The sequence below is a fragment of the Phytobacter palmae genome (assembly GCF_039409775.1).
Lineage (GTDB): Bacteria > Pseudomonadota > Gammaproteobacteria > Enterobacterales > Enterobacteriaceae > Phytobacter > Phytobacter palmae.
This window is the reverse complement of sequence record NZ_JBCIVJ010000018.1, coordinates 18,939-31,326: the sequence shown is the minus strand read 5'-3', so window position 1 is coordinate 31,326 and position 12,388 is coordinate 18,939. Positions and strand designations below refer to the sequence as shown.

The following is a 12,388-nucleotide window of genomic DNA, read 5'->3' as shown; positions in this document are numbered from 1 at the left end:
CTGGTCGCGCTTGCGGTATGATACGGCACTCTCTTTAACCTGAGGTGTAGTGATGAAACTGATGTTCGCCTCCGATATTCACGGCTCGCTGCCTGCCACCGAACGCGTACTGGCGTTGTTTACTGAAAGCGGGGCGCAGTGGTTAGTGATTTTGGGTGATGTGCTCAATCACGGGCCAAGAAACGCGCTGCCGCAAGGGTACGCGCCCGCGCAGGTAGCGGAGCGGCTGAATGAACATGCATCACGCATTATTGCGGTACGTGGCAACTGTGACAGCGAAGTCGATCAGATGCTGCTCAATTTCCCCATTACGGCCCCCTGGCAGCAGGTGTTATTGCCTGCACAGCGCCTGTTTTTGACCCACGGTCACCTGTTCGGGCCGGATAATTTACCGCCGCTGGCGCAGGGCGATGTGCTGGTCTATGGTCATACTCATCTGCCGGTGGCGCAGCGGCAGGGGGACGTTTTTCACTTTAATCCGGGCTCGGTGAGTATTCCTAAAGGGGGATTCGACGCCAGTTACGGCATGCTGGAAGAGGGTGTTTTGCGCGTAATGGCACTGAATGATAAGCGGCTTATTGCACAGGTCGCGATTAATCCGTAAGTTACCCTTCAACTAAAACGCGCCATAAGAGCGCAATGACGAGACATTTGTGATGGTGGAACCGAATCATTTTACAGGCACGGAGTGGGTGGATATTGTCAGCGAGGACAATGAGGTCATCGCTCAGGCGAGTCGCGAGCAAATGCGCGCGCAATGTTTGCGCCACCGCGCGACCTATATCGTAGTCCACGATGGTATGGGCAAGATCCTGGTTCAGCGCCGTACGGAAACCAAAGATTTTATGCCGGGTATGCTGGACGCCACTGCAGGCGGCGTTGTGCAGGCTGACGAAGTGCTGCTGGATTCCGCTCGCCGTGAAGCTGAAGAAGAGCTTGGTATTGCCGGTGTCCCGTTTGCTGAACATGGCACGTTTTATTTTGAAGATGAACACTGTCGGGTGTGGGGCGGGTTGTTTAGCTGCGTCTCTCATGGCCCGTTTGCCCTGCAGGAAGAGGAAGTGAGCGAAGTCTGGTGGATGACGCCAGAAGAGATCACCGCCCGCTGTGATGAATTTACGCAAGATTCGTTAAAAGCACTGGCGCTGTGGATGAGCCGTAACGCCAGCAACCCAGTCGAAAAAGCCGAAGAAACAGAATAAGGTTACGGTAAAAGCCTGGCCTGAAAGCGTTGAGCTTCACAAGGGAATGAGCCACGCTGATGAATAATCAGCGTGGCTTTTTTACGGGCATAAAAGGGGCAGGGAAATTTAGGTGACGGGTTTCGGCTTTTGCATTAATCTGAAAGGTTGCGAAAAAATATAACGAAAAGGAATTTTTATGCTTTCAGCTATACAACTGACACCAGATCAGACCTTCGAATTTCTCCTTAATGTTGCCATTACCCGTCCTGTATTTTTATGGGGTGCGCCGGGAATTGGCAAAAGTGCGCTGGTGCGGCGTTTTGCTGATGAAGTCGGCATGGAGTGCGTCTCGCTTCTTGGCAGCCAGCTTGCACCAGAAGATCTGCTGGGCATTCCACAAATTGACGGGCAGTGTTCGCGATTTTATCCCCCGGCAAATATCGTCCGTGACAAACCCTTCGTTTTATTCCTTGATGAGCTGAACGCCTCCTCTCACGAAATTCAGAAAGCTTTTTATTCCTTAATTCTGGAGCAGCGTATTGGTGAATACCGGCTGCCGGAAGGCACCGTCGTCATTGGCGCAGGGAACCGTGCAAAAGATGCGGCAATCGTGAAACCAATGCCCTCGGCGCTGATCAACCGCATGGTGCATGTCCATCTGCGTGCCGACCATCGTCAGTGGCTGCACTGGGCTATCAATGAATCCTCCATTCACCCCTGGGTTGTGGAGTACATTCAGTTGCGTCCGGATCAACTCTGGAATGAGCCACCGAAGCATGAAGAACCTTTTTCGACGCCACGCAGTTGGCACATGCTTTCTGACGCCCTTAAATCGTTTGGCGAGACTATCAGTGATGAGATGCTGGAAGCGCTGATCTATGGTCTTTTATCGCCTGCGCATGCGGCGAGTTTTAAAGGCTTTATTAAACAGATTCGCCAAAAACATACCGTTTCCTCCATCCTTAAAGGTGATGCGAACTGGCCGGACGATCCTGCCGATCGCGATATTCTCTATTTCCTTGCGCAATCTTTCCGCACGTATCTTTATAAAGAGCTGCCAGAAACGGACAAGACATTGCGTAATGAGCACAAGCAGCTCGCGATGAGAGCGAAAGACTGCCTGAAAACGCTGGCGCGAATTAGCGTAGAGATTGCGCAATCTGTGATGAGTGAAGACGAACAGGGCAAAAAACTTCCGGCCTGGTTTTTACTGGAGGTTGCTCGCGATCTTCCTCGCCTGGCGGTAAGGAATTAAGGCCATGAAACGTAAAACGGAGCGTAACCCTGCGCTTGATGCCTGTCAGGCCGGGTTGCAGATTATCGCATGGCATCCGTTATTCTCCCCCATTTTTGCTCACATCTATGTCCGTTTTGACCATACGCACGCGCAGGTGAGTGCGAAAAACTGGCTGGCAATCAGCAGTGATGGCTATTTGTGGCTCAATGCAAAGCGCCATGCCCGGCCAGAACAATGGGCGCGGATGGTTGCCCAGGCGCTGGTGGCGCTGGGGTTCGGTTATATAACGCCCCGGACGCCTGAGACAACATGGGAGCTGGCAGTACTGATTTCTACAATGCATTTTTGCGAAGGGCTAAAAATCGGTCCATTGCCAGAAGAATTGCAGTCTTACCTTTTTCCGCACGATATACACAGCGACGCTGAACTTCTGTTTCGACAATTGCAGGAAGAGGGTATTTCGGAATCACTTGCCCGTTGGCAGACCATTTATTGTGGTGAGCAACGTCATTTTGTTCACGTTGAAAAATCGTCACGCTATCACTCCATTAACTGGCAGGCGTTGCTGGCTGATGGCCTGAGCAATAGCGTCAGCCAGGCACTTGAACAGATGGGTGGATATCAGCCACAGCCGGGCCAGAAGTATCGGCTGACGCTAGCGCAGAAAGCCCGGCAACAGATAATGACCCTTTATCCCTTGTTGGGGGCGCTGGCTGCAGGATTCGACATTGAAGAAGATGCGAAGTTATGCAGCCAGTATGATATTGCCGTGGCGGCGATTGACGTCGGTATTGGCAAAATCTGGATCAACCCGACGGCCCGCTTAACCCAGGCGGAGATGCTATTTGTTTTTGCCCACGAACTGTTACATGCAGGATTGAACCATGCATCCCGCCGCCGCGGGCGCGATGCGGAACTGTGGAATGTGGCCTGCGATTTTATCATCAACGACTGGCTTATTGAGATGCAGGTTGGTGCACCGCCAGAGCTGGGATTGCTCTATGACGCCCGGTTCAGGGGAATGTCGGCAGAAGAAATTTATGATTCGCTCGCCATGGATATGCGCCGGTCGCGCAAGCTGATCACTCTGAGGGGCAGGGCGGGGGGCGATATTCTGGGTGAGGACGGCGATCCGCGATTTATGAATGCCGAGGCCTATTGTCGTCGGGCCTTGTATCAGGGGATGGAGCGTTGTCTGTATGACCAGAGCCGTGGAACATTGCCAGCCGGGTTGATTGAAGAAATCCGTAGCCTGGCGCAACCACCTGTCCCCTGGGATGTTGCCCTGGCTGAGTGGTTCGATGAGCATTTCCCGCCGCCTGAGCGACGTCGTACCTATGCGCGTCCGTCTCGTCGTCAGAGCGCGACACCGGATATTCCCCGACCAGCCATTCAGCCCCCGACGGAAGAGGAGAGGCATTCGCGCGTTTTTGGCGTCATTCTGGATACTTCCGGTTCGATGGACCCTAAGTTGCTGGGCAAGGCGCTTGGCGCCATCGCCAGTTATTCTCTGGCGCGCGAGGTATTTGCCGTGCGCTTTATCTGTTGTGACGCAAAAGCTTACGATCGTGGCTGGGTCCAGCCTGAACAACTTCTTCACCATTTTACGCTGCAAGGGCGAGGTGGTACTGTTTTGCAACCTGGTATTGATTTACTGGATAGCCTGGCGTTGCGCGGAGATTTCCCGCGTGGCGGACCGTTACTGATTATTACCGACGGGTTTTGCGAGAATTATGTTTCGGTGAAAATGGAGCATGCCTGGTTATTGCCTCAGAATCATCGGCTGCCCTTTGTCCCCCGAGGGAAGGTGTTTTCACTAAGCTAAAAAAAAGCTCCTGCATGCAGGAGCTTTTTCAGTTAACGGCAATTATTTCTGCTGAGCAGACTGAATTGCAGTCAGGGCGATGGTGTAGACGATATCGTCAACCAGTGCGCCACGTGACAGATCGTTAACTGGTTTGCGCATACCCTGCAGCATCGGCCCGATGGAGATCAGATCAGCGGAACGCTGTACCGCTTTGTAGGTGGTATTACCGGTGTTCAGATCCGGGAAAATGAACACGGTAGCGCGACCTGCAACCGGTGAGTTCGGTGCTTTGGATTTCGCAACATCGGCCATAACGGCAGCGTCGTACTGTAACGGACCGTCGATAACCAGATCCGGGCGTTTTTCCTGCGCCAGGCGCGTTGCTTCACGGACTTTCTCAACATCGCTACCCGCACCGGAGTTACCGGTAGAGTAGGAGAGCATTGCCACGCGCGGTTCGATGCCAAAAGCAGAAGCGGAGTCAGCGGACTGAATCGCGATTTCAGCCAGTTGTTCAGCGGTCGGATCCGGGTTGATTGCGCAGTCACCGTAAACATAAACCTGTTCCGGCAGCAGCATAAAGAATACGGAAGAGACCAGAGAGCTACCCGGGGCCGTTTTGATCAGCTGCAGCGGCGGACGAATGGTGTTCGCGGTGGTGTGAACCGCACCGGAGACCAGACCGTCAACTTCGTCCTGTTCCAGCATCAGGGTACCCAGAACAACGTTGTCTTCCAGTTGTTCACGGGCAACCGCTTCGGTCATACCCTTGCTCTTACGCAGTTCGACCAGGCGGGCAACGTAGCTTTCACGTACCACATCCGGATCAACAATTTCGATACCTGTGCCCAGTTCAACGCCTTGCGCTGCCGCAACACGGTTGATTTCTTCCGGGTTACCCAGCAGTACGCAGGTTGCGATGCCGCGTTCAGCACAGATAGCCGCTGCTTTAACGGTACGCGGTTCGTCGCCTTCCGGCAGTACAACGCGTTTACCGGCTTTACGTGCCAGCTCGGTCAGCTGATAACGGAAGGCAGGCGGAGAGAGGCGGCGGCTACGTTCAGAGGTCGCGGTCAGAGACTCGATCCAGTCTGCATTGATATAGCTGGCAACGTATTCCTGAACTTTCTCGATGCGCTGATGGTCATCAACCGGCACTTCCAGGTTAAAGCTCTGCAGGCTCAGAGAGGTCTGCCAGGTATTGGTCTCAACCATAAATACCGGCAGGCCGGTTTCGAACGCGCGTTCGCACAATTTGCTGACGCGCGGATCCATTTCGTAGGCCCCTGTCAGCAGGATCGCACCGATTTCAACACCGTTCATTGCGGCCAGGCACGCTGCCACCAGCACGTCCGGACGGTCTGCGGAGGTCACCAGCAAAGAACCTGCGCGGAAGTGTTCCAGCATGTGTGGAATGCTACGCGCACAGAAGGTCACGGATTTCACGCGGCGGGTGCTGATTTCGCCTTCGTTGACGATGGTCGCGTTCAGGTGACGCGCCATGTCGATTGCACGAGTCGCAATCAGGTCGAAACTCCACGGTACTGCGCCGAGTACAGGCAGCGGGCTGGAGGCCGCCAGGCTTACCGGATCGACTTTAATGACTTTTGCTTTAGACGAGTCATCAAAGATTTCAGACAGATCAGGGCGAGTACGACCCTGATCATCAACCGGCGCGTTCAGTTTATTAACGATAACGCCGGTGATGTTGGTGTTTTTCGCGCCGCCAAAGCTGCTGCGGGTCAGTTCGATACGCTCTTTCAGTTGTTCCTGAGTATCCGTGCCCTGAGACATCACGAACACAATTTCCGCGTTCAGGGTTTTCGCGATTTCAAAGTTCAGGGACTGAGCAAACTGATGTTTGCGGGTCGGGACCAGACCTTCAACCAGTACAACCTCAGCGTCTTTGCTGTTTTCGTGGTAGCGTGCGACGATTTCTTCCATCAGCACATCTTTCTGGTTGCTGGAGAGCAGGGACTCAACGTAGCTCATCTTCAACGGTTCTGCCGCTGGCAGGCCGGAGTTGGTGCGTACGATGGTGGTGGTCTGGTCTGGCGCATCGCCGCCGGCGCGCGGCTGGGCGATAGGTTTAAAGACGCTCAGACGAACGCCTTTACGTTCCATAGCACGGATCACGCCCAGGCTGACGCTGGTCAGGCCGACGCTGGTTCCGGTAGGGATCAGCATGATAATACGGGACACGGTTAATCCTCTTTTCGTTACCGCCATTTCTGACGGGTTACAAAACAGCACCGCCAGCTAAGCTGGCGGTGTGTAATCAGGCAGTCAGACGGCTCGCGTCTTGCGCGATAACCAGTTCTTCGTTTGTCGGGATAACGACAGCCGGACGAGTGCCTTCTTTGTTAATGAAGCCAGACTTACCGAAACGGGCAGCCAGGTTACGTTCGTGATCAACTTCGAAGCCCAGAACGCCCAGTTTGCCCAGGGACAGTTCGCGCACCATTGCTGCGTTCTCACCGATACCACCGGTGAACACAACCGCATCCAGACGACCATCCATCAGCGCAGTGTAAGAGCCGATATATTTCGCCAGACGGTGGCAGTAAACGTCCATGGCGCGTTTTGCGTCTTCTTTCTCCTGGTAGTTATCTTCTACATAACGGCAGTCGCTGGTGACTTCGGTCAGGCCCAGCAGGCCGGACTCTTTGGTCAGCATTTTGTTGATAGCTTCAACGCTCATGCCCAGGGTGTCATGCAGATGGAAAATGATAGCCGGGTCGATATCACCAGAACGGGTACCCATGACCAGACCTTCCAGCGGGGTCAGGCCCATGGAGGTGTCAACGCATTTACCGTTACGGATGGCGGATACAGAACCACCGTTGCCCAGGTGGCAGGTAATGATGTTCAGTTCTTCTACCGGTTTGTTCAGGACTTTAGCGGCTTCCTGCGTCACATAGTAGTGGCTGGTGCCGTGTGCGCCATAACGACGAACACCATGCTCTTTGTACAATTTGTACGGCAGAGCATAGAGATAAGACTCTTCCGGCATGGTGGTGTGGAATGCAGTGTCGAAAACAGCAACGTTTTTCTCTTTCAGACTTGGGAAAGATTTCAGCGCTTCCGCGATACCGATCAGGTGAGCCGGGTTGTGCAGCGGTGCAAATGAGGCTGCATCTTTAATGCCCTGAATAACGGACTCATCGATAACCACGGAGCTGGTGTATTTTTCGCCACCGTGCACGATACGGTGACCGATTGCTGTCAGTTGTGCGGACAGTTCTGGTTTTTGTGCCAGAATAGTGTTAACGATAAAGTTCAGCGCTTCACTGTGAGCGGCACCTGCACCTAAAGCCGCTTCTTGTTTACCGCCGTCAATTTTCCATTTGATACGTGCTTCAGGAAGATGGAAACATTCGGCTAAACCAGAAAGGTACTCTTCACCGTTGGCTGCGTCGATGATCGCGAATTTCAGTGAGGAGCTACCGCAGTTCAGAACCAGTACTAACTTACTCGACATGGAAGTACCTATTTATGATACGTGGCTAAAAAAACGTCAGTGAGTCTCACAGAATAACGGATGATGACGCTGACATTTATGATTAACATCATGCCCGGTTAATTTTCTGGCATGATGGAAAGAATACTTAAGATTTTATGCCATTTTGCGCAAATTTCAGACAGTGGCATAATGGACTTCAAAGTTGACGAGCGACCACACTTCGTCTACGGCCTGTTAAGGCAGGCACAGGATACCTGATACCGTGCGCAATTGACAAAAAATTTTAACGTTGTCATGCACAGTTGTTGTTTTGCACAATTATTTTAATTTTTATATGTGAAGTTGAGGTAACGCCATGTCCACTTCAGAAAATCGCCCCGTAAGTTTTTTTGGATTGTTTCGCCGGGGGCAGCACTATGCGAAGACCTGGCCCATGGAAAAAAGCCTCGCCCCGCTATTTATAGAAAATCGAACGATACGCGCCACCCGTTATGCCATTCGCTTTATGCCACCCGTTGCTGTGTTTACGCTGTGCTGGCAAATTGCTCTTGGCGGGCAGTTAGGCCCGGCGGTCGCCACGGCGCTGTTTGCCCTGAGCCTGCCAATGCAAGGGCTGTGGTGGCTGGGTAAGCGCTCTGTCACGCCGTTGCCCCCGACGATTCTGCATTGGTTTTATGAAGTACGCGGTAAATTGCAGGAGGCTGGTCAGGCACTGGCACCTGTCGAAGGCAAACCTGATTATCAGGCATTAGCTGACACGCTTAAGCGCGCCTTCAAACAACTCGATAAAACTTTCCTTGATGACTTGTGATTGATCATCGAAACGGTCAGTAAAAAAAGGCACAGTAACCATTAATAGTTACCGTGTCTTTTTTTTAATCTTCAACGCGCACAGGAGTCGTAAGATGGAAATGACCAATGCCCAACGACTGATTTTGTCTAATCAGTATAAAATGATGACCATGATGGATCCTGCTAATGCTGAGCGCTACCGTCGTCTGCAGACCATTATCGAGCGCGGCTATGGTCTGCAAATGCGTGAGCTGGATCGTGAGTTCGGCGAACTTAAAGAAGAAACCTGCCGTACCGTTATCGATATCATGGAGATGTACCATGCGTTACATGTCTCCTGGGCCAATCTGAAAGACGCTCAATCTATTGATGAACGCCGCGTCACCTTCTTAGGCTTTGATGCAGCCACCGAAGCGCGTTATCTCGGTTATGTTCGCTTTATGGTTAACATTGAAGGGCGTTATACCCATTTCGATGCCGGTACACATGGCTTTAATGCGCAGACGCCAATGTGGGAAAAATATCAGCGGATGCTGAATGTATGGCACTCCTGCCCGCGCCAGTATCATCTGAGCGCTAATGAAATTAACCAAATTATCAATGCCTGAGGAGGCTCGCGTGCAGTGCAAAGGATTTCTGTTTGACCTGGATGGCACCCTGGTAAATTCGTTGCCCGTCGTGGAGCGTTCATGGTGCAGTTGGGCCGACCGCTTCGGCATCGATCATGACGAAGTGCTGGATTTTATCCATGGCAAACAGGCCATTACTTCGTTACGTCACTTTATGGCTGGTCGCTCCGAAGAGGAAATCGCCGCGGAGTTTACCTGGCTGGAGGAGATTGAAGCGACGGATACCGAAGGTGTCGTGGCCTTGCCCGGCGCGCTCGAGTTATTGAACCATCTCAATGAATCCCATATTCCCTGGGGGATTGTGACGTCGGGATCCATCCCTGTTGCTCATGCTCGCCACCGTGCGGCAGGGCTGCCGATGCCGGATGTATTTGTCACGGCGGAGCAGGTGAAGCGCGGAAAGCCTGAACCGGATCCCTATCTGCTTGGGGCAAAACTGCTTGGTCTACCGCCGCAAGAGTGTGTGGTGGTGGAAGACGCAGGGGCAGGCGTGCTTTCTGGTCTGGCGGCAAATTGCCATGTTATCGCGGTGAATGTGCCTGCAGATTCGCCGCGCCTGGATGAGGCGGACTTAGTGCTTACTTCCCTGGATGAAGTGAGCGTGGCAAAGCAGCCTGATGGTAATGTCGTTGTCAGACGAAAAGCCTGAGTCATGATGTAGCCCCGCACCGCCGGGGCTTTTTTATGGCAAGATGAATTACCCCATTTAAACAAGGACATGTTGTGAACGGTGAGCTTATCTGGGTGTTATGCCTGTTGATGATAGCTGTCGTCCTCTTTGCGACGGGTAAAGTGCGCATGGATGCGGTGGCGTTACTGGTCATTGTGGCGTTTATTCTGAGCGGGACGTTGACGATGACCGAGGCGTTGTCGGGTTTTAGCGATCCCAACGTTATTTTGATCGCCGCGCTTTTCATTATTGGTGATGGACTGGTGCGCACTGGCGTGGCGACCAGCATGGGGTCATGGCTGGTAAAAATGGCCGGCAGCAGCGAAATCAAAATGCTGGTCCTGCTGATGCTCACCGTCGCAGGGCTCGGTGCCTTTATGAGTTCCACTGGCGTGGTGGCGATTTTTATTCCCGTGGTACTCAGTGTCTGTATGCGTATGCAAATTTCTCCCTCCCGTTTAATGATGCCGCTCAGCTTTGCCGGGCTTATCAGCGGCATGATGACGCTGGTGGCGACACCCCCCAATCTGGTGGTGAACAGCGAATTGTTGCGTGAAGGGCTGGCCGGATTCAGTTTTTTTAGCGTTACGCCGTTGGGGCTGGTGATTTTGCTGATGGGCATTGTCTATATGCTGCTGATGCGCTTTATGCTTAAAAGTGACAAAGACGACAGCCAGCGTGATGGCTGGAAACGGCGTACTTTCCGCGATTTGATTAAAGAATACCGGCTGACCGGGCGCGCCAGGCGTCTGGCAATTCGCCCGGGTTCCCCCTTAATTGGCCAGCGACTCGATGACCTGAAACTGCGTGAACGCTATGGTGCGAATGTTATCGGCGTTGAACGCTGGCGGCGCTTCCGTCGCGTGATTGTTAACGTTAATGGGGTATCGGAATTTCGCGCCCGCGATGTATTACTCATTGATATGTCGGCGGCGGATGTTGATTTACGCCAATTTTGTGCCGAACAACTGCTGGAACCGATGATTTTACGCGGCGAATACTTTTCCGATCAGGCGCTGGATGTAGGGATGGCGGAAGTTTCGCCGATACCGGAGACTGAGCTGTTAGGTAAAACCGTACGTGAAATTGGCTTTCGTACCCGGTATGGCTTAAACGTGGTTGGGCTTAAACGTGACGGTGAAGCAATGTCCGGCGTCGTTGTTGATGAACCCCTGCAACCAGGGGACATTTTATTAGTTGTCGGTAACTGGAAGTTGATTAGCCAGTTGGGCCAGAAAGGGCGAGAGTTTCTGGTGCTCAATATGCCCGTGGAAGAGAGTGCCGTCTCTCCTGCACATAGCCAGGCACCTCATGCGATATTCTGCCTGGTATTGATGGTGGCGCTGATGCTGACAGATGAAATCCCCAACCCGGTGGCTGCGATTACGGCCTGCCTGCTGATGGGTAAATTCCGCTGTATTGATGCTGAGAGTGCCTATAAGGCCATTCACTGGCCAAGCCTCATTCTGATCGTCGGGATGATGCCCTTTGCGCTGGCGCTGCAAAAAACGGGGGGAGTGGATCTGGTCGTTAAAGCTTTACTCGATTTCGGCGGCAGCTATGGGCCATATATGATGCTGGTGTGTCTGTTTGTATTGTGCGCCACCATCGGGCTGTTTATCTCTAATACCGCGACGGCCGTATTAATGGCGCCTATCGCGCTGGCGACGGCAAAATCGATGGGGGTCTCACCTTATCCCTTTGCAATGGTCGTTGCGATGGCCGCCTCAGCTGCATTTATGACGCCGGTATCATCACCGGTTAATACACTGGTTCTTGGTCCGGGTAATTATCAATTCAGCGACTTCGTCAAAATCGGCGTGCCTTTTACCCTTCTTGTCATGGCAGTGTGTGTCGCGCTTATCCCTGTCCTGTTTCCGTTTTAACGATTATCCCGGCAGAAGTGCGATCGCCGGGATAACGTTTTCAGACGGTGGGTGACACCGGAAATGGAAAGAGGCGTATTAAAGCGGGGAATCCTGGCTTATTTCGTCCAGCGATAAATGGAAACTGGGGACAAAAACTTGCATGAAGTAATCCATTTCCGGACTGCGACGGGCATCCAGGGTTTTCTCCAGCCGCGATTTTGCCAGCATAAATTCATTATTTCCGGCAGACAGTTCTTCCAGACACTTTAGATATGCACAGAGCGCATCTGCCTGTTTAACGATCAATTTTTCATCAGCACTGTAATAATGTTCATCGATCAGCGCAGAGAATATATCGCGTAGTTCTTCCGGAACCATTTCGACCAGCTTCTGCTGGGCAATTTTTTCAATGGCTTTATATTCCTGGGCGATTTGTGAATTGAAGTATTTTACCGGGGTGGGTAAATCACCGGTCAATACTTCCGAGGCATCATGATACATCGCTAACAGCGCGATTCGCTCCGCATTAACCTGACCACCGAATTTGCGATTTTTAATCGCTGCCAGTGCATGCGCCACCATGGCGACCTGCAGACTGTGTTCGGAGACATTCTCGGTACGCACATTGCGCATCAGCGGCCAACGGTTGATTAATTTGAGACGGGACAGGTGCGCGAAGAAATGGCTTTGGCTCATAGTTAACCTTGTCTGAAACTGCGACGGTGAGCCATTGTGCGC

The 12,388-nt window shown here is 52.6% G+C and carries 11 protein-coding genes; 8 read left to right on the top strand and 3 right to left on the bottom strand.

The features are described from left to right. Nucleotides 1-52 precede the first annotated feature (52 nt). The 4 genes from yfcE to AAIG39_RS19500 all read left to right on the top strand — a co-directional run bounded on the left by yfcE (nucleotide 53) and on the right by AAIG39_RS19500 (nucleotide 4,246). A complete protein-coding gene (gene yfcE, locus AAIG39_RS19515; RefSeq protein ID WP_139223058.1) occupies nucleotides 53-604 on the top strand; it encodes a phosphodiesterase in 552 nt (183 codons plus the stop codon). A gap of 52 nt (nucleotides 605-656) precedes the next feature. Next, nucleotides 657-1,202: an NUDIX hydrolase YfcD gene (yfcD, locus tag AAIG39_RS19510; RefSeq protein WP_090085230.1), complete on the top strand. Its 546-nt coding sequence runs from the start codon at nucleotides 657-659 to the stop codon at nucleotides 1,200-1,202. A gap of 178 nt (nucleotides 1,203-1,380) precedes the next feature. Further along, nucleotides 1,381-2,439 carry an AAA family ATPase gene (locus AAIG39_RS19505; protein WP_249569244.1) on the top strand — a complete coding sequence of 353 codons (1,059 nt, stop codon included), beginning with the start codon at nucleotides 1,381-1,383 and terminating at the stop codon, nucleotides 2,437-2,439. Nucleotides 2,440-2,443: 4 nt separating this feature from the next. Next, nucleotides 2,444-4,246 carry a vWA domain-containing protein gene (locus AAIG39_RS19500; protein ID WP_343194531.1) on the top strand — a complete coding sequence of 601 codons (1,803 nt, stop codon included), beginning with the start codon at nucleotides 2,444-2,446 and terminating at the stop codon, nucleotides 4,244-4,246. Between the two features lie 42 nt (nucleotides 4,247-4,288). On the opposite strand, the gene pta is transcribed toward AAIG39_RS19500, so the two are convergent. Continuing rightward, complete coding sequence (pta, locus tag AAIG39_RS19495; protein ID WP_090085237.1) at nucleotides 4,289-6,430, bottom strand: phosphate acetyltransferase; 2,142 nt, start codon at nucleotides 6,428-6,430, stop codon at nucleotides 4,289-4,291. Nucleotides 6,431-6,506: 76 nt separating this feature from the next. Beyond that, on the bottom strand, nucleotides 6,507-7,709 hold the full coding sequence (ackA, locus tag AAIG39_RS19490) for an acetate kinase (protein WP_090085238.1): 1,203 nt from the start codon (nucleotides 7,707-7,709) through the stop codon (nucleotides 6,507-6,509). Nucleotides 7,710-8,046: 337 nt separating this feature from the next. Here ackA and yfbV point away from each other — a divergent pair, with 337 nt between their 5' ends. The 4 genes from yfbV to AAIG39_RS19470 all read left to right on the top strand — a co-directional run bounded on the left by yfbV (nucleotide 8,047) and on the right by AAIG39_RS19470 (nucleotide 11,668). Beyond that, on the top strand, nucleotides 8,047-8,502 hold the full coding sequence (gene yfbV / locus AAIG39_RS19485; protein WP_047369446.1) for a terminus macrodomain insulation protein YfbV: 456 nt from the start codon (nucleotides 8,047-8,049) through the stop codon (nucleotides 8,500-8,502). Nucleotides 8,503-8,596: 94 nt separating this feature from the next. Beyond that, nucleotides 8,597-9,091: a YfbU family protein gene (locus AAIG39_RS19480; protein WP_039079873.1), complete on the top strand. Its 495-nt coding sequence runs from the start codon at nucleotides 8,597-8,599 to the stop codon at nucleotides 9,089-9,091. Continuing rightward, nucleotides 9,084-9,761 carry a sugar phosphatase gene (locus tag AAIG39_RS19475; RefSeq protein ID WP_343194561.1) on the top strand — a complete coding sequence of 226 codons (678 nt, stop codon included), beginning with the start codon at nucleotides 9,084-9,086 and terminating at the stop codon, nucleotides 9,759-9,761. Before AAIG39_RS19480 ends, AAIG39_RS19475 begins: the two co-directional genes overlap by 8 nt. A 74-nt stretch (nucleotides 9,762-9,835) precedes the next feature. Continuing rightward, complete coding sequence (locus AAIG39_RS19470) at nucleotides 9,836-11,668, top strand: SLC13 family permease (RefSeq protein WP_090085243.1); 1,833 nt, start codon at nucleotides 9,836-9,838, stop codon at nucleotides 11,666-11,668. A 78-nt stretch (nucleotides 11,669-11,746) separates the two neighbouring features. Here the strand turns inward: AAIG39_RS19470 and yfbR are convergent, their stop codons facing one another. Beyond that, nucleotides 11,747-12,346 carry a 5'-deoxynucleotidase gene (gene yfbR / locus AAIG39_RS19465; RefSeq protein ID WP_047369450.1) on the bottom strand — a complete coding sequence of 200 codons (600 nt, stop codon included), beginning with the start codon at nucleotides 12,344-12,346 and terminating at the stop codon, nucleotides 11,747-11,749. Between the last annotated feature and the right edge of the window lie 42 nt (nucleotides 12,347-12,388).